A 16,939-nucleotide genomic window follows, 5' to 3' on the forward strand; every position below is an offset into this window, starting at 1 on the left:
GATGGATTTTAAAAAATATATTACGATTGTAGAAGACTACCCAAAAGAGGGCATTCGTTTTAAAGACATTACTACATTAATGCAAGATGGAAAAGTATACAAAAAAGCAATTGAAGAACTATCAAATTATGCTCGTGAAAAAAACGCTGACATCATTGTTGGTCCAGAAGCACGTGGATTTGTTGTTGGTTGTCCGATAGCTTTCGCATTAGAAAAAGGCTTTGTTCCTGTACGAAAAAAGGGAAAGCTTCCTCGTGAAGTGATTTCAGTGGATTATGGCTTAGAGTATGGAAAAGATAGCTTGACGATTCATAAAGATGCTATTCAAAAAGGTCAACGAGTTCTTATTGCCGATGACCTTCTTGCAACTGGTGGAACAATTGAAGCAACAGTTAAAATGGTTGAACAATTAGGTGGAGAAGTTGTTGGGATTGCCTTTTTAATTGAACTATCGTACTTAGATGGAAGAGACAAGCTTAAGAACTACGATGTTTTTTCTTTAACACAATATTAATATAATAAAAAGGCTGACTCATAAGTGTCTGCACTCCTCTCCTCGCAATTACACAAAATATAGTTGCTTTATAGCAACTATATTTTGTGATTGAGGTGCCTGACATTTTTCACTTCGCCTTTGGTTCACCATATTCCATCCTTTACTTTATCTATCGTCTCCTGAGTTAGTTGCATATAGAATTGTTTTTCAATTAACCTTTTTTCAGTCTTTTTTGCCTCTTAATGCCCTCGTTTTTTATTTCACGGCTATTTTTCAAGAAGATCGTCAAAAATAAAAAAGAATTCGACATTTTTCGTAATATATCTTTACACATCTAGGTTACTTAATGATAATATAAAGAAATATAGAAAAAATGGGACCAATTATGAGTAGGGATAAAAAGGTGATTCCATGACGATAGATCAATTATTTGAAAAAGCAGAGCGCTATCTTTCAGAAAAAGATATGACGTTCATAAAAAAAGCATATGCATTTGCTGAAGATGCACATAGTCATCAGTATCGGAAATCGGGTGAACCGTATATTCATCACCCGATTCAAGTCGCTGGTATTTTAGTCGAGCTAGGAATGGATCCAGATACGATTGCAGCTGCTTTTCTTCATGATGTAGTAGAGGATACAAATGTGACCATTGATGAGCTGAAAGAAGCTTTTAATAGTGAAGTCGCGATGCTTGTTGACGGAGTTACGAAGCTAGGGAAAATAAAATATAAGTCAAAAGAAGAACAACAAGCTGAAAATCATCGAAAAATGTTTGTTGCGATGGCTAAGGACATTCGTGTAATTTTAATCAAACTTGCCGATCGTCTTCACAACATGCGAACATTGAAACATTTACCTCCGGAAAAGCAACGTCGTATTTCTAATGAGACGCTGGAAATATTTGCCCCATTGGCGCATCGTCTAGGGATCTCTACGATTAAATGGGAGTTAGAAGATACAGCGCTTCGCTATTTAGATCCACAGCAATACTATCGAATTGTTAACTTAATGAAAAAGAAGCGGGCCGAACGAGAACAATATATCGATGAAGTTTTAAAAAAGATAAGATCAAATTTAAATGATATTCATGTTGTGGCAGATATATCAGGCAGACCGAAGCATATTTACAGTATTTATCGAAAAATGGCATTACAAAATAAACAGTTTAATGAAATTTACGATTTGTTAGCTGTTCGAATTATCGTAAAGAATATAAAAGATTGTTATGCAGTCCTTGGTGTTATTCATACGTGCTGGAAACCAATGCCAGGACGGTTTAAAGATTATATTGCGATGCCAAAAGCAAATATGTATCAATCGCTACACACAACAGTAATCGGACCAAATGGAGACCCGCTTGAAGTGCAAATACGTTCTGAGGAAATGCACCGAATTGCAGAATTTGGGGTAGCTGCTCATTGGGCATACAAAGAAGGAAAACGCGTCACGCAAGATGATGAATCCTTAGAAACGAAATTAACATGGTTCCGAGAAATTATTGAATTTCAAAATGACTCACAAGATGCTCAAGAGTTTATGGAGTCGCTGAAAATTGATTTATTTTCTGACATGGTATTTGTATTTACTCCAAAAGGAGATGTCATCGAACTTCCGCGAGGATCTGTTCCATTAGACTTTGCTTATCGGATTCATTCTGAAATCGGTAATCGCTGTATCGGAGCAAAAGTCAATGGGAAAATGGTTCCACTAGACCATGCACTTAAGACAGGCGATATTATAGAGATTATGACTTCGAAGCACTCGTATGGTCCAAGTCAAGATTGGATTAAGATCACACAAAGTTCTCACGCGAAAAATAAAATACGGCAATGGTTTAAGAAAGAGCGCCGAGAAGAAAATGTTTCTAAAGGTCGTGAAGCGATTGAAAGAGAAATTAAGGCTCTTGATTTAGATCCAAAAGTTGTAATGACAGCTGACAATCTGGCTGAGGTGGCTCATAAGTTTAGCTTCGCAGGGGAAGAAGATATGTTTGCTGCGGTTGGTTACGGTGGAATGAGCCCAAAACAAATTGTTAACCGATTAGCTGAGAAGTTTAGAAAAGAAGCTGGGCAAGAACAAGAGGAACGATCTCTTGCACAAGCTGTTGCGGAAGTTCAAACATTAGCACCGAAGAAAAAAACGAGTACAGGGGTAACAGTTAAAGGAGTTGATAACTTACTGATAAGGTTATCGAAATGCTGTAACCCGGTTCCTGGTGATGACATCATTGGCTACATTACAAAAGGGCGTGGTGTATCGATTCACCGTACTGACTGTCCTAACGTTTTAGCAGAGGAAGCAAAGACACGTTTATTGCCAGTTGAATGGGAAGCTAGTCATCTAGAAAATAAAAATTACAATGTTGATATCGAGATCACTGGATTTGATCGAAACGGCCTACTAAATCAAGTTCTTCAAGCAGTGACTGAATCGAGAACGACGATAAACGCAGTTTCTGGTCGTTCAGATCACCGAAATAAAGTTGCAACAATTCATATGACGATATTAATTCAAAATGTCGATCACTTGCATAAGGTTGTTGAAAAAATTAAGCAATTACCACACATTTATTCGGTACGAAGAATAATGCATTAAAAGATAGGAGTTTGAGCATTAGCATGAAAGTCGTTTTACAAAGGGTAAGTGAAGCTTCAGTTAAGGTAAAAGAAGAGGTTGTCGGGAAGATTAATTCTGGCTTAATGCTACTTATTGGTATTACTCATGAAGATACAATTGAGGATGTTGAATATATTGCAGAAAAAATTGTGAACCTTCGCATATTTGAAGATGACGAAGGGAAGCTGAATCTTTCATTGTTAGATGTAGGTGGTCAAATTTTATCGATTTCTCAATTCACATTATATGGAGATTGTCGTAAAGGGCGCAGACCTAACTTTATGGGAGCTGCAAAACCGGATCTCGCTGAACCTTTATATGAAACATTCAACGAACAGTTACGTCAAAAGGGTGTTCACGTTGAAACGGGAATATTTGGAGCAATGATGGATGTACAGCTCACCAATCAAGGTCCAGTCACTTTAATTATTGACAGTAAACAAAATTAACATAGTTTTTCTTCTGAACCTGTAAGAATTAGTTCATTTTTGGTTATGCTAGTTCTTAATGTTATTAGGGAAGGAAGATTCTATGCGAACAAGTATGAAGCAAGAAGGTAGCGGAAGAAATGAGCACCAGCTATTTCATGTGAACTTTCATGATTTTGTAGAAAAAGAACATAGTAGTACAAGTATGGAATTAGCAGATGAATTTGGATTAACCTTAAGAGAAGTCAAACAATTAAAAAAGAGACTCAACCGGAATTGATGAAGTTTTAAAAAAATGTTGACAGATTTATTAAACATTCGTATGATAAAAAACAAATGCAAAGACCGTATACACCGATGATGGAGAATAGTAATTAAGGTGGCACATGTTAAGAGAGGAAATGTCGTGGCTGTAAGCATTTCTACATGGACCTTAATGAATGAACACTCCGTAGGTTTTTTTCTGAAAGCGATCATGTTAGTAGGAAAAAACGTAAGCGAGGCGTTAACTGCTTAAAGTGGAAGCTTAGGCTTCAATAAGGGTGGCACCACGGGTATAACTCTCGTCCCTGATTGATTTTTGATCAGGGGTGGGAGTTTTTTTATTTTCTAACAGAAATAGATGTTAGCTGTCGATAGTATAAAAAAGCTCTGGAGCATTGATGATAAACCAAGCTATTCTAATGGAAATTTAAGTAGGAGGATCATGATGAATATACATATCCCTAGAGGAACACAAGACATTTTACCTGGAACTTCAGAGCTATGGCAATATGTTGAAGCAAAGGCTCAAGATATTTGCCGTAGGTACAATTATAGAGAAATTAGAACACCGATATTTGAGCATACAGAGCTTTTCCAACGAGGCGTTGGTGATACGACAGATATCGTTCAAAAGGAAACGTATACGTTTACCGATCGTGGCGATCGTAGTATTACTTTACGTCCAGAAGGAACAGCATCTGTCGCACGAGCGTTCGTTGAAAATAAATTGTATGGAAACCCTGGACAGCCGACCAAGCTGTATTATATCGGACCGATGTTCCGCTATGAGCGGCCTCAATCCGGAAGAATGAGGCAATTCGTTCAATTCGGGATTGAGGCGTTAGGAAGTGCTGATCCAGCCATTGATGCCGAAGTGATGGCTCTTGCGATGGAATTTTATCGGGAATTAGGATTAACCGGCTTAAAGCTTGTAATTAATAGTCTTGGTGATACAGAAAGTCGAATAGCGCATCGTGAGGCATTAATTAAGCATTTTAAACCGAGTATTCATGAGTTTTGTTCTGACTGCCAACAGCGACTTGAGAAAAATCCACTACGAATCCTAGACTGTAAAAAAGATCGGGATCATGAGCTTATGGCAACTGCACCTTCCATCTTAGATTATTTAAATGCAGAGTCTCTCGCATTTTTTGATAAAGTAAAAAATCATTTAGATGCAATGGAAATACCATATGTCGTAGATCCAACATTAGTGCGCGGTCTCGATTATTACAACCATACAGCTTTCGAAATCATGATCGAAGGTGAAGGCTTTGGATCGATTACGACTTTATGTGGTGGTGGGCGTTATAACGGTCTCGTTGAGGACATTGGTGGACCAGAAACACCAGGTATCGGTCTAGCTCTAAGTATTGAGCGCTTGCTTATGGCATTAAAAGCAGCAAATATTGATATTCCAATTGAACAATCGATTGACTGTTACATCCTTACTTTAGGTGAGGAAGCGAAAAATAAAGGTGCTAGCCTTTTATTTGAACTACGTAAAGCAGGATTATCAGCTGAAAAAGACTATCTAGATAAAAAAATAAAAGCGCAATTTAAAGCCGCAGACAGGCTAAAAGCAAAGTATACTGCTGTATTAGGTGAAGAGGAATTAGCTGCTAATAAAATCAATGTGAAAGAAATGAGTACTGGAGAGCAAGTAGAAGTTTCACTAGAGAAGTTTATTTCTTATATGCAAGGTCAATTAAAGGAGGAGCAATAATGATAGGGAGAACACATCATTGTGGGCAAATATTAGAGAACATCATTGGAGAAAGAGTTCAATTAAAAGGATGGGTACAAACACGACGCGATTTAGGACAAGTCATTTTTATCGATTTACGGGACCGTTCAGGGATTGTCCAAGTCGTTTTTAATTCAGAGGTATCAGCAGAAGCGCATGCGATTGCAGACCGCGTTCGCAGCGAGTATGTGCTTGATGTAGAAGGAACAGTTGTAAAGCGTGAAGCTGAGACAGTAAACGAGAAAATTCCAACGGGAAAAGTTGAGGTACATGTTGATAAAATTACCATTTTAAACGCATCGAAACCACTTCCGTTTCAAATTGAAGAAGGTACAGATGCTTCAGAAGATGTTCGTTTACGCTATCGTTATTTAGACTTGCGACGTCCTGATATGCAAAACATCTTTACATTACGTCATAAAACGACGAAATTAATTCGTGATACGCTCGATAGCGAGCAATTTTTAGAAATGGAAACACCGATGTTAACAAAGAGTACACCAGAAGGAGCTCGTGATTATTTAGTACCGAGTCGCGTGCATCATGGAGAGTTTTATGCTCTTCCTCAGTCACCACAACTTTTCAAACAGTTATTGATGGTTTCAGGGTTTGAACGTTACTATCAAATTGTTCGTTGTTTCCGTGATGAAGACTTACGTGCAGATCGTCAGCCAGAGTTCACTCAAGTCGATATTGAAACATCGTTTATGGATAAAGAAGATTTACTTGCGATGATGGAAAACATGATGGCAAAGATCATGAAAGAAATCAAAGGTATTGATATTACAACGCCGTTTCAACGACTTACTTACGATGAAGCGATGAATCGTTACGGGTCAGATAAGCCAGATACACGTTTTGACTTAGAGCTATCTGAATTAACTGAGGTTATGAAAAACTCACAATTTAAAGTGTTTGCTAATGCCATTGGTAATGGTGGTATCGTCAAAGGGTTAAATGTAAAAGGAGCTGCCACAAAACTTACTCGTAAAGAAATTGATGACCTTGCAGACTTTGTAGCCATTTATGGAGCGAAAGGCTTAGCATGGCTTAAAGTTGAGGAAAACGAGTTAAAAGGACCTATTGCGAAGTTCTTAAGCGAGGAAGAAACGGTCGGTATGCGTGAGGCGATGAACGCTGAACCAGGTGATTTGTTGTTCTTTGCTGCTGATAAAAAGCAAGTTGTATATGATAGCTTAGGGGCATTACGTCTAAAGTTTGGAAAAGATTTAGACCTAATTGATAAAACGAAGTTCAACTTCTTATGGGTTGTAGATTTCCCACTCGTTGAATTTGATGAAGATGCTAAACGCTACGTCGCTCTTCACCATCCGTTTACGAGCCCTAAAACAGAAGACTTACATTTGCTAGATACTGATCCTAGTCAAGTACGTGCTGAAGCCTATGACCTCGTGTTAAATGGTTATGAACTTGGTGGTGGATCACAACGTATTTACCAACGTGAAGTACAAGAAAAGATGTTTAGTACTCTAGGCTTTTCTGAAGAAGAAGCAAAAGAGCAATTCGGCTTCCTATTAGATGCATTTGAATATGGTACACCACCGCATGGAGGTATCGCATTAGGTTTGGACCGTCTCATCATGCTTTTAGCAGGTCGAAATAATTTACGTGATACAATTGCGTTCCCTAAGACAGCGAGTGCGAGCTGCTTACTAACAAATGCACCGAGTACTGTAAGTGAAGCACAATTACGTGAATTGAATTTATCAATTGTTCCTAAAAAAGAGGAAGAAAAAAAAGTTCAAGTATAATTAAAGATTGACAAAGATCGATTATTCGAATTATAATCATAACTATTAAAATTCGAATAAATACGTAGACAATATAACTTATCACGAGAGGCTGAGGGACTGACCCGATGAAGCCCGGCAACCGGTTTGTATGCCAAGCAAACAAAGGTGCTAATTTCAGCAGAGCAATGGGCTCTGAAAGATAAGTGGAGGCGTTTTTTTAAAAAAACCTTTCCCTTATCCGGAGAGGTTTTTTATTTTTTTCTTGCTTAGTGAAAAGTAGTTGCTGAAATGGACGTGAAAGTAAATCAAGGCGTTTTATGCATTCAGATTAGGGGGAAGATGTATGTTGAAAATTGGAATCATCGGGTTTGGGACAGTTGGTTCAGGTGTTTATGAGCGTATCCTAAGCTCCCAAAAAGAGTTAGAAACAGCTTTGAAGAAAGAAATTCTTGTTAAAAAGGTTTTAGTTAAAGATCATGGTAAGGACCGAGAGAATAGTAGTGTAACGCCATATATAACAAGCGATGCTGCTGAATTTTTTGCCCTTCAATATGATGTGGTATTTGAGGCGATTGGCGGCATCGAACCTGCTAAAGGATATATCACCAATCTCATCAAGGCAGGGACGTCAGTTATTACAGCGAATAAAGAGCTCATTGCGAAACACGGAGAAGAACTGGAGGCGTTAGCTAATAAGCATGGTGTTTATTTAGGTTTTGAAGCAGCTGTTGGTGGGGGAATTCCTATCGTAAATAGCTTTAAAACATTATTTACAACAACGCCAATTCATTCGGTAACTGGCATATTAAATGGTACGACGAATTATATCTTAACAGAAATGAAAGAAAAAAATCGCCATTTTAATGATGTATTAGCTGAAGCAAAGCAATTAGGCTATGCAGAAGCTGATCCAACAGACGATATTGAAGGCTATGATGCATTGTATAAGATCAGAATATTAAGTCGACTAGCGTTTAACGTTTGGCCAAATGAACAGCATTTTCACTGTAATGGTATAAGTAATATTGAAGATGAAGCACTCGAATTTGCAGAAAAAAACGGATTAGCGATTAAGCTCATTGCAAAGACATCTAATGAAGGTGGAACGATTCATGGCTTTGTATCACCTTCATTTGTTACTCAATCACACCCTCTTTATAATATTAATGGTGTAACGAATGGTGTATGTATTGATGGGAAGACGATCGATCAGATTATGATGAGCGGACCAGGTGCAGGAAAGCATGCGACTGCTAATAGCATGGTCGAAGATTTTGTACTACATGAACAGTTTCAAAATTTTGCAAGGCAGACGATTGGGCAATCAAACAAAGAGTTAAGCAAAGGAACGGAGGTTGTTATCTTTGTAGGAGAACATGAAGAAAAACAAGTAGCTTCTCAACTACTTGCTATTACAGACCAAATTAAAACGGAAGATGTTCTAAATGGAAAAAGAGCTCTTATTGTGACGTTAGCACCAGGAAAGACATTGAGTGATTTACAAGCTTCTATTCAAATACAGACGTATCCTCTTTTAGGAGAGCTAGCAATTAATAAAATCGCTTTATTTTCCTAAAGTTATCGATAAAGGATATAGGGTCTGTTTTAACTAAAGATGGTATGACACCTTGATTGGTGTGAAGGTATAAAAAGCCGATCTCTTTTGTTACCTTTCGATAAGAGATATCAAACACATTCTCGAGTAAAAACTCTTTTTCTTTTAACCGAATTTTATCAGAGTAAAGCTCAATGTCGAAGTTTTTTTCGATGGTATACTTTTTAGTGAATTCTATTTTTTGTTCAACTTCAATACAATTATGAGTTGAAATGAGATCCATTGAAAACATCCTTTTAAAAAATTAGGCTCTTTTCTTAAAGATTGTTGCTTTTAGCTTTTGGACCGTAAGCCAAGCGGATGCTTGGCTCTTCACGCGTAGCGTGAAAAACGGTCCAAAAGCAACAAAGTTTACGAAAAAACAGCCAAAAAATTAATATAATTAATGTAGCATAGCTTATTTAAATTTGCAAAAGAATACATGATAGAAAATTCAGAAAAATGTAACTTTTTTTCTTGATCAAGAAAAATTTTTATGCTATGATTTCATTAAGGTAAAATAAGAGTCCTAGCGTGTTTGTAAGCGACTGACAGTTTTGAGCCAACACTTTTTTTTCGGGAGTATTAAGTCTTCTTTTGGAATACATGCCTTGATCGCTGAGGACGTATGAAGAAAGAAGCTAGGCACCCACCTGCGAGAGCAGGTTCAAAACTAGGGAGTTACGGCACTTTGGGTCTCTTATTTTTTGTGTATCGTCTTACAATATAAGATGAATTTCAAAAACAACAAAGATTATCGAAAGCAGTGAAAAATTAACCAAGCTGACTCAAATATCAGTGTCAAGCATCTTGAAAACGACAAGTTGCAGCCACAAAGAAGCAACGATGTCGTAAAAGGAAAGGTGCCCAAACACTTAAGAGGCGGCTTTTTCTTATGTAGATCAAGCTTTTGGTGCATAATAATGAATGTAGTTATTATTCGATCATAGATTTTTCTTTATAGCTATGGTATATTTTACCCCGATTGCGTTTATAGGTATAATCAGTATATGAAACGAGCTTACAGATCGTATGTGTTGGCATAGTGAGAAAGGAAGAGGTAAGATGTTGTATCAATTTTCAAGAAACGAACTTGCAATTGGAAAAGATGGTGTCCAAGCATTAAAAAACAGTACAGTTGCAGTATTAGGTGTCGGTGGAGTAGGGTCATTTTCAGCAGAAGCCCTAGCAAGGTCTGGTGTAGGACGCCTTGTCCTTGTAGATAAAGATGATGTCGATATTACAAACGTTAATAGGCAAATTCATGCACTAATATCTACTATCGGTCAACCTAAAGTGGAGTTAATGAAAGAACGGATAAAGGATATCAATCCTGATTGTGAAGTAATTGCTTTAAAAATGTTTTATACAGAAGAAACGTATGAGCAGTTTTTTGACTATGGGCTAGATTTTGTTGTTGATGCTTGTGATACTATTACGTATAAAATTCACATTATAAAACAATGCTTGCAACGGAACATTGGTATTATATCAAGTATGGGTGTTGCCAATAAAATGGATCCTACAAGATTACGAATTGCTGATATTTCTAAAACAAGTTACGATCCTATTGCAAAAGTGGTTCGAACAAAGCTACGTAAAGAAGGCATTCATAAAGGTGTAAATGTAGTTTTTTCAGACGAACGTCCGGTTAAAATTCGAGAAGAAATCCGTAAAGAAATCGTACCCGAAGCTGCTGAAGAAGGGCCTATTCGGAAGGCGAAGCTACCACCATCCTCTAATGCTTTTGTTCCTTCGGTTTCAGGACTTATTATGGCAGGCCATGTGATCACGAAAATTTTAGAACAAAATAAGATTCTTATAGAACGATAAATTGACTTATTCTTAGGCGGTTTAACAGTTTTCAAGATTAATTAATATTTTTTTGGTAATACCTCGGTGACTTTACTGACCAATCTACGTAGATTGAGTCAGTTTTTTATAGTGTTTTTTTAATTTTATAAAAAATTAGAAGTGGAATTTTAAAAAATATATTGAATAATGTATGAACATTTTTTATAATGAAAGCACTTGCAGTTAATTAAACATCTGATGACCGGAAGATAAGATAATAGGATGAGATGTTAGGTTATCAGGGGAGTATGAGGGGGAGTTTGAATAATGAGTTTAGGAGCTTTATCAGTTTTAGCATTAATACCAATTTTAACGGTCTTACTATTTTTAGTCATCTTAAGATGGCCTGCTAAACGAGCAATGCCTTTAGCATTTTTTGTAACCGTTTTAATTGCATGGTTTGTTTGGGATGTTCCAACAAATCAAATCGCAGCTGCTAGTACTAGAGGTCTAGTTTCTGCAATAGAAGTATTAATTATCGTTTTTGGAGCGATCCTTCTTTTAAATGCTTTAAAGGAAAGCGGTGCCATTCAAACAATACGTCAAACATTTACGGATGTGTCACCTGATCGTCGAGTTCAAGCGATTATTATTTGTTGGCTATTTGGTTCGTTTATTGAAGGAGCTTCTGGTTGGGGGACACCAGCGGCTATTGCAGCACCATTGTTAGTAGCCATCGGCTTTCCAGCAATGGGAGCTGTTATTGTAGCTTTAATTATTCAATCGACACCAGTTTCTTTTGGTGCAGTTGGTACGCCGATCTTAATAGGTGTAAATTCAGGATTAAGTGAATCGACGATTGTTCATGAGACGGCTTCAAGTCTTGGAATGACTTTTGATGCATACATTCGTGCAATCGGTGGAGAAGTTGCTATTATTCATGCGATGGTCGGGTTATTTATACCGCTCTTTATGGTTACGATGTTAACTAGATTCTTCGGGAAAAATAGATCAATTGTCGAAGGTTTAGCAATTTGGAAGTTTGCAATATTTGCGGGTCTTGCGTTTACTATTCCATATGCAATAGTAGCTAATTTACTTGGACCTGAGTTTCCTTCCATGTTTGGTGGGTTAATTGGGTTAGCTATTGTAATCCCAGCAGCTAAGCGCGGCTTCCTCATACCTAAGAAAACGTGGGATTTTGAAGATAAAGCAAGTTGGGATCCAGATTGGACAGGCCAATTAAAAGTATATAATCAACCTACAGGAAAGAAGATTACTCCTTTTATGTCGTGGTTACCTTATGTAATTGTTGGAGTAATTCTTGTATTCACACGTATTAATTCATTACCATTTGGTGACTGGTTAAAGTCAGTTAAGTTTACTGCTACAGATGTTTTTGGTACTACAATTACATTTACTAGTACACCTTTACATTTACCAGGGACGATATTAATTTTAGTTTCATTTATTGTATTCTTTATGCATCAAATGGATACAAAAGCATATGGACGCGCTGTTAAAGAGTCGTTTGGCACGGTGGCTAGTGCTGCACCTGCATTACTTTTTGCAGTACCAATGGTTCAAGTTTTTATTAATTCTGGTGTAAACGCTTCAGGATATAGTAGTATGCCTCTTGTTTTAGCAGAAACGGTTTCGGTCGCAATAGGGGAAAATTGGCCTGTTGTGGCTCCTGCCATTGGTGCATTAGGGGCATTTGTCGCAGGAAGTAATACGATTAGTAATATGATGTTTTCATTGTTCCAGTTTGGAGTAGCTGAAAATATTGGTGTGACAGCTTCAACGATTATTGCTTTACAAGCAGTGGGTGGTGCAGCTGGGAACATGATCTGTGTTCATAATGTTGTAGCTGCTTCTGCAGCGGCTGGACTAATTGGTAAAGAAGGAAATATTATTCGTAAAACATTAATACCGACTGCATTTTACGTGTTCTTTGCAGGGGGAATAGGCTTCGTTCTTATTAATGGCTTTGGATTAAATATTGGTACATTGATGGTACTAACCGTTGTTGCTACTGTCCTTTTTGCCTTTTATAAAGGGAGTAAGGAAAACCGTCGCGGAAAAAAAGAAAATAAAGCTGCTTGATTTAAATGATTTAATTTCAAGCTCCACATTAGTTGTGGGGCTTGAATCTTTTTTCTTTTCCTATTAAATTTGTTATATAAGTATATTCATCTGATGACCGGATAACTAAGGAGCTGAAATATATGAAAGTATCATTATTTATCACTTGTCTTGCTGATGTCTTTTATCCAGGAGTCGGCAAAGATACCGTTGAAATATTAGAACGTCTTAATTGTGAAGTCGTGTTTCCAGATAACCAAACATGCTGCGGGCAGCCTGCCTATAATAGTGGCTACCATAAAGAAGCAAAAGAGGTTGCAAAACATATGATTGAAACGTTTGCTTCATCTGATTATGTCGTGTCACCATCAGGGTCCTGTGTTTCCATGATACATGAATATCCTCACCTTTTTAGTGACGATGCGATCTGGAAGGTAAAAGCTAACGCATTAATGGATAAAACGTTTGAATTAACGCAGTTTATAGTCGATGTACTTAAAATTGAAGATGTTGGAGCATCTTTACCAACAAAAGCGACGTATCATACGTCGTGCCATATGACACGTTTATTAGGCGTGAAAGATGCTCCAATGAAGTTGTTAGAGAATGTCGAAGGACTTGAGTTTGCAAGCTTACCAAATAAAGAAACGTGCTGTGGTTTTGGTGGTACATTCTCAGTAAAAATGGTGCCAATCTCAGAACAAATGGTTAATGAAAAAATAGAGCATATAGAAGAAACGGAAGCTGAAGTATTGGTTGGTGCTGATTGTGGCTGTTTAATGAATATTGGTGGTCGGATCGAGCGTCAAGGAAAACCAATCAAAGTGATGCATATCGCACAAGTTTTAAATAGTAGAAAATGAAACGTACAAGGTGGTGAAACGTATGCCAATGAAAATTAGTGATGAACAATTTTTTGGACGGGTTGAAAAAGGATTGAAAAATGAGTTTATGAGAAGCGCCATGGTTTCGGCTCAGGAACGTTTAAAAAATAAAAAGTTGGAATCCCAGGAAGAACTCGGTAACTGGGAGGAATGGCGAAATCTTGCCGAAGAAATTCGTCAGCATACATTAGAAAACTTAGATTACTATTTGGAGCAATTAACAGACAATGTCATCCAACTTGGCGGAAACGTCTTTTTTGCGCAAACAGCCGAAGAAGCGAATGAGTATATTACAAACATCGCGAAACAAAAAGAAGCCAAAAAAATCATTAAATCAAAATCGATGGTGACAGAAGAAATAAGTATGAATGAGGCGCTTGAAGCCCTAGGATGTGAGGTAATTGAGTCAGATCTAGGGGAATATATCTTACAAATTGACGATCATGATCCACCTTCACATATCGTCGCACCTGCTTTACACAAAAATAAAGAACAAATTCGTGATACATTTCAAGAAAAGCTTGGATACACTAAGTCATCTAAGCCTGAGGAGTTAGCTTTATTTGCAAGAGAACAGCTTCGCGCCGAATTTTTAGCAGCAGATATCGGCATAACAGGCTGTAATTTTGCGGTAGCAGAATCGGGAAGTATTTCACTTGTTACCAATGAAGGAAATGCAAGGCTTGCTACATCTCTACCGAAAACACAAATTACTGTTATGGGAATGGAACGCATTGTACCTACATGGGAAGAACTTGATATTCTAGTAAGTATGTTATGTCGCAGTGCAGTCGGACAAAAGCTTACAAGCTATATTACAGGATTAACAGGCCCGAAAGACGAAGGGGATGTCGATGGGCCAGAAGAGTTTCATCTTGTTATCGTAGATAACGGTCGTTCTAATATTTTAGGAACAGAATTTCAATCAGCCCTTCAATGTATACGCTGTGCCGCTTGTATTAACGTTTGTCCAATATACCGACATATTGGTGGGCATTCTTACGGTTCAATTTACCCAGGCCCGATTGGTGCGGTATTGTCACCATTACTCGGAGGCTATGACGATTATAAAGAACTTCCTTATGCATCAAGTTTATGTGCAGCATGTACTGAAGCCTGTCCAGTGAAAATTCCACTTCATGAACTCTTAGTAAAACACCGTCGCAATATCGTTGAAGAGCAGGGTAAGGCTGGGTTTGGTGAAAAGCTAGCAATGAAAGGCTTTGCGATGGCTGCCAGCTCGCCGAAATTGTATAACATGGGATCAAAAGTAGCGCCGACAATGATGGGACCATTTGCCAAAGAGGGGAAAGTAACGAAGGGGCCAGGCCCGATTAAGCCATGGACAGATATCCGCGATTTTCCAGAGCCAAGCAAACAAAGCTTCCGCAAATGGTTTAAGGAACGGAAAAAGGAGGAGAACGAATAATGGCTAACGGAACGGTTTACAACAAAGAGAAGTTTCTAAACCAAGTAGCTAAGAGCCTTGGACGACAGCGCCAAACGAAGCCTGTACTTCGCCCGAAATGGAAGCATCAGCCACAATGGGACGTCTATCAAGACCTTTCACAAGATGGATTGCTTGAAGTATTAAAGGATCAATGTACTCGTATTCATACGGAAGTGGCTATGGCTACCATAGAAACTTTAAATAATGTATTAGCTAAGGTTGTGGGTAACTACCAGGCAGAAACGATTGTGAGCTGGGCTGACCCACGCTTTACAGAATACGGAATAGATCAATATTTTGAGCAAGCAAAAGCTACTGAAATCGATATTCATATCTGGGATACAAGTAAAGGAGAAGAAAACGTAAAATTAGCTGAAAAAGCGGATATTGGCATAACGTTTGCGGATATGACTCTTGCTGAATCTGGAACGGTTGTTTTACTAAGTGATAATGGAAAAGGAAGGTCGGTAAGCTTGCTACCGAAGTATTATGTTGCGATTATTCCGAAAAGTACGATCGTACCTCGAATGACACAAGCAACGTACTATATTCATCAGCTTCAAGAGGAAACAGGTAAAGTTCCTTCGTGTGTGAATTTCATCTCGGGTCCAAGTAACAGTGCCGATATTGAAATGAATTTAGTCGTCGGGGTTCACGGACCTGTAAAAGCAACGTATATCATTATAGAAGATAAATAGAATTAAATGAATCAGATTTAGTACCAAGAATGCGAAGACGGTGAAAATCGAGATCTTTTTTAATACTTTATTTCTGAAAATAAGTTAAATATAAAGTAAAAGAAGCAACAGAAGAAATGTTCTGTTGCTTTTATTTTGCTACTTTTTCTAAATTTCCGTTTTTATCCATTCGGAAAGTGGCATTAGACAATGGCTCTTCTTCTTGTAAAATAGCCATACGTCTAGCACGGTTCATAATTTGAATAAGTGACTGATAGTCCTCTTCAATCGTTTTGTGTTCATCCTTTATCGCCTTCAATTCTGCTTCTAGCTCTTTATTCTGCGTTAATAGTTCGAGATTTTCTTTTAAAAGTTTCTCATTCTCTTTTTTTAAGTGATCTGCCGGTAGTTGATTAGAAGTTAGAGAACGAAGATACGAAATAACCGTTTCGATATCTAAATTATCGAGATTTAAAGGTTGTGCTGGATTAACAACAGGGTAATACAAAGATGCATTTCTTACAGGTCTGCGATTTGTTGCAAATGCCGCTGCTCTTTTTCTTTCTTTTCTTTCTTTTTTCGCTTCTTTAATTTGTTCTACATATTTTTGGCGTACGACTGCATTCCAGCGAAATCCACAAGCTGCTGATGTTCGGTGTAATTCGTCACCAACCTCATCAAATGCAACTAACTGTGTACTTCCTTCTCGAATGTGACGTAAAACCGTCTCTGCTAATAAAACATCATCTTCATGTGACCAAGCATCTTGACGAACTTTCATTAAATCATCTCCTTATCTTTCTTGGTTATAAGTAAATTCATATTTTAGTGAAATTTACTACTACTATTACCAAGAAATCTAGGATATATACATTCATGTTTAAAAAAATACTAGTGTTGTGTTTTTCATTTGAAGATAAGAAAGTTTTTCTAATTTGCAAAGTGGAACAGAATGATATATATAATAGAAATATTAATATGAAGAACTATTGTCAAATGACACGTAAACTCTGTATCTAAAATGTTGAATATTGAATTTTTGTTTTTGAAAAATAGATCAGTGGAACAGAGACTAATAGATTAGACTGGAATTTTATTGTTGGAGTTGATTTTAGTGGATAATTATTTAAGAGAACCACTAGCTTAT

Annotated in this window: 14 protein-coding genes, 1 other RNA gene, 1 riboswitch and 1 other annotated feature; of the genes, 13 read left to right on the plus strand and 2 right to left on the minus strand. The window is 37.5% G+C overall.

Annotated features, from left to right (window positions below):
* Window position 1 precedes the first annotated feature (1 nt).
* The 7 genes from J0N78_RS09585 (at window position 2) to J0N78_RS09615 (ending at window position 8,884) form a co-directional block, all read left to right on the plus strand.
* Entirely contained in the window at window positions 2-514 is a 513-nt protein-coding gene (locus tag J0N78_RS09585; RefSeq protein ID WP_209122836.1) for an adenine phosphoribosyltransferase, read from the plus strand.
* 393 nt (window positions 515-907) lie between these two features.
* Window positions 908-3,094, plus strand: coding sequence for a RelA/SpoT family protein (locus J0N78_RS09590; protein WP_209122837.1), 2,187 nt, complete (start codon window positions 908-910; stop codon window positions 3,092-3,094).
* Window positions 3,095-3,117: 23 nt separating this feature from the next.
* Complete coding sequence (dtd, locus tag J0N78_RS09595; RefSeq protein WP_209122838.1) at window positions 3,118-3,564, plus strand: D-aminoacyl-tRNA deacylase; 447 nt, start codon at window positions 3,118-3,120, stop codon at window positions 3,562-3,564.
* A gap of 82 nt (window positions 3,565-3,646) precedes the next feature.
* Window positions 3,647-3,823 carry an RNA polymerase subunit sigma-70 gene (locus tag J0N78_RS09600; protein WP_209122839.1) on the plus strand — a complete coding sequence of 59 codons (177 nt, stop codon included), beginning with the start codon at window positions 3,647-3,649 and terminating at the stop codon, window positions 3,821-3,823.
* A gap of 68 nt (window positions 3,824-3,891) precedes the next feature.
* Window positions 3,892-4,117, plus strand: a binding site (T-box leader).
* Window positions 4,118-4,252: 135 nt separating this feature from the next.
* A complete protein-coding gene (gene hisS, locus J0N78_RS09605) occupies window positions 4,253-5,533 on the plus strand; it encodes a histidine--tRNA ligase (RefSeq protein WP_209122840.1) in 1,281 nt (426 codons plus the stop codon).
* Complete coding sequence (gene aspS, locus J0N78_RS09610) at window positions 5,533-7,326, plus strand: aspartate--tRNA ligase (protein WP_209122841.1); 1,794 nt, start codon at window positions 5,533-5,535, stop codon at window positions 7,324-7,326. Before hisS ends, aspS begins: the two co-directional genes overlap by 1 nt.
* 75 nt (window positions 7,327-7,401) lie before the next feature.
* Window positions 7,402-7,514, plus strand: a riboswitch (SAM riboswitch).
* A 137-nt stretch (window positions 7,515-7,651) separates the two neighbouring features.
* Window positions 7,652-8,884: a homoserine dehydrogenase gene (locus J0N78_RS09615; protein ID WP_209122842.1), complete on the plus strand. Its 1,233-nt coding sequence runs from the start codon at window positions 7,652-7,654 to the stop codon at window positions 8,882-8,884.
* Here J0N78_RS09615 and J0N78_RS09620 read toward each other — a convergent pair.
* Window positions 8,859-9,146, minus strand: a complete 288-nt coding sequence (locus J0N78_RS09620) for a hypothetical protein (protein WP_209122843.1) — start codon at window positions 9,144-9,146, stop codon at window positions 8,859-8,861. The two genes, J0N78_RS09615 and J0N78_RS09620, sit on opposite strands and share 26 nt — an antisense overlap.
* A 279-nt stretch (window positions 9,147-9,425) precedes the next feature.
* Here J0N78_RS09620 and ssrS point away from each other — a divergent pair.
* The 6 genes from ssrS (at window position 9,426) to J0N78_RS09650 (ending at window position 15,813) form a co-directional block, all read left to right on the plus strand.
* Window positions 9,426-9,604: non-coding RNA, 6S RNA (gene ssrS / locus J0N78_RS09625), on the plus strand.
* Between the two features lie 363 nt (window positions 9,605-9,967).
* Window positions 9,968-10,735 carry a tRNA threonylcarbamoyladenosine dehydratase gene (locus J0N78_RS09630; protein WP_209122844.1) on the plus strand — a complete coding sequence of 256 codons (768 nt, stop codon included), beginning with the start codon at window positions 9,968-9,970 and terminating at the stop codon, window positions 10,733-10,735.
* A 288-nt stretch (window positions 10,736-11,023) separates the two neighbouring features.
* On the plus strand, window positions 11,024-12,802 hold the full coding sequence (locus J0N78_RS09635; protein WP_209122845.1) for an L-lactate permease: 1,779 nt from the start codon (window positions 11,024-11,026) through the stop codon (window positions 12,800-12,802).
* Between the two features lie 122 nt (window positions 12,803-12,924).
* On the plus strand, window positions 12,925-13,644 hold the full coding sequence (locus J0N78_RS09640; protein ID WP_209122846.1) for a (Fe-S)-binding protein: 720 nt from the start codon (window positions 12,925-12,927) through the stop codon (window positions 13,642-13,644).
* A gap of 22 nt (window positions 13,645-13,666) precedes the next feature.
* On the plus strand, window positions 13,667-15,094 hold the full coding sequence (locus J0N78_RS09645; protein ID WP_209122847.1) for a LutB/LldF family L-lactate oxidation iron-sulfur protein: 1,428 nt from the start codon (window positions 13,667-13,669) through the stop codon (window positions 15,092-15,094).
* The gene (locus J0N78_RS09650; protein WP_209122848.1) at window positions 15,094-15,813 is read left to right on the plus strand and encodes a LutC/YkgG family protein; all 720 of its coding nucleotides are present in this window, start codon (window positions 15,094-15,096) and stop codon (window positions 15,811-15,813) included. Before J0N78_RS09645 ends, J0N78_RS09650 begins: the two co-directional genes overlap by 1 nt.
* Window positions 15,814-15,943: 130 nt before the next feature.
* On the opposite strand, the gene J0N78_RS09655 is transcribed toward J0N78_RS09650, so the two are convergent.
* Window positions 15,944-16,573 carry an RsfA family transcriptional regulator gene (locus J0N78_RS09655; protein WP_209122849.1) on the minus strand — a complete coding sequence of 210 codons (630 nt, stop codon included), beginning with the start codon at window positions 16,571-16,573 and terminating at the stop codon, window positions 15,944-15,946.
* Window positions 16,574-16,939: the final 366 nt, after the last annotated feature.

It is taken from the genome of Alkalihalobacillus sp. BA299 (genome assembly GCF_017745675.1).
In the GTDB taxonomy this organism is placed as follows: domain Bacteria; phylum Bacillota; class Bacilli; order Bacillales; family Bacillaceae_F; genus Alkalihalobacterium.

Excerpts from the sequence above, each read along its gene's own strand:
- J0N78_RS09585 (WP_209122836.1), top strand. The coding sequence starts at position 2 with ATGGATTTTAAAAAATATATTACGATTGTAGAAGACTACCCAAAAGAG.
- J0N78_RS09590 (WP_209122837.1), top strand. The coding sequence starts at position 908 with ATGACGATAGATCAATTATTTGAAAAAGCAGAGCGCTATCTTTCAGAA.
- dtd (WP_209122838.1), top strand. The coding sequence starts at position 3,118 with ATGAAAGTCGTTTTACAAAGGGTAAGTGAAGCTTCAGTTAAGGTAAAA.
- J0N78_RS09600 (WP_209122839.1), top strand. The coding sequence starts at position 3,647 with ATGCGAACAAGTATGAAGCAAGAAGGTAGCGGAAGAAATGAGCACCAG.
- hisS (WP_209122840.1), top strand. The coding sequence starts at position 4,253 with ATGAATATACATATCCCTAGAGGAACACAAGACATTTTACCTGGAACT.
- aspS (WP_209122841.1), top strand. The coding sequence starts at position 5,533 with ATGATAGGGAGAACACATCATTGTGGGCAAATATTAGAGAACATCATT.
- J0N78_RS09615 (WP_209122842.1), top strand. The coding sequence starts at position 7,652 with ATGTTGAAAATTGGAATCATCGGGTTTGGGACAGTTGGTTCAGGTGTT.
- J0N78_RS09620 (WP_209122843.1), bottom strand. The coding sequence starts at position 9,146 with ATGGATCTCATTTCAACTCATAATTGTATTGAAGTTGAACAAAAAATA.
- J0N78_RS09630 (WP_209122844.1), top strand. The coding sequence starts at position 9,968 with ATGTTGTATCAATTTTCAAGAAACGAACTTGCAATTGGAAAAGATGGT.
- J0N78_RS09635 (WP_209122845.1), top strand. The coding sequence starts at position 11,024 with ATGAGTTTAGGAGCTTTATCAGTTTTAGCATTAATACCAATTTTAACG.
- J0N78_RS09640 (WP_209122846.1), top strand. The coding sequence starts at position 12,925 with ATGAAAGTATCATTATTTATCACTTGTCTTGCTGATGTCTTTTATCCA.
- J0N78_RS09645 (WP_209122847.1), top strand. The coding sequence starts at position 13,667 with ATGCCAATGAAAATTAGTGATGAACAATTTTTTGGACGGGTTGAAAAA.
- J0N78_RS09650 (WP_209122848.1), top strand. The coding sequence starts at position 15,094 with ATGGCTAACGGAACGGTTTACAACAAAGAGAAGTTTCTAAACCAAGTA.
- J0N78_RS09655 (WP_209122849.1), bottom strand. The coding sequence starts at position 16,573 with ATGAAAGTTCGTCAAGATGCTTGGTCACATGAAGATGATGTTTTATTA.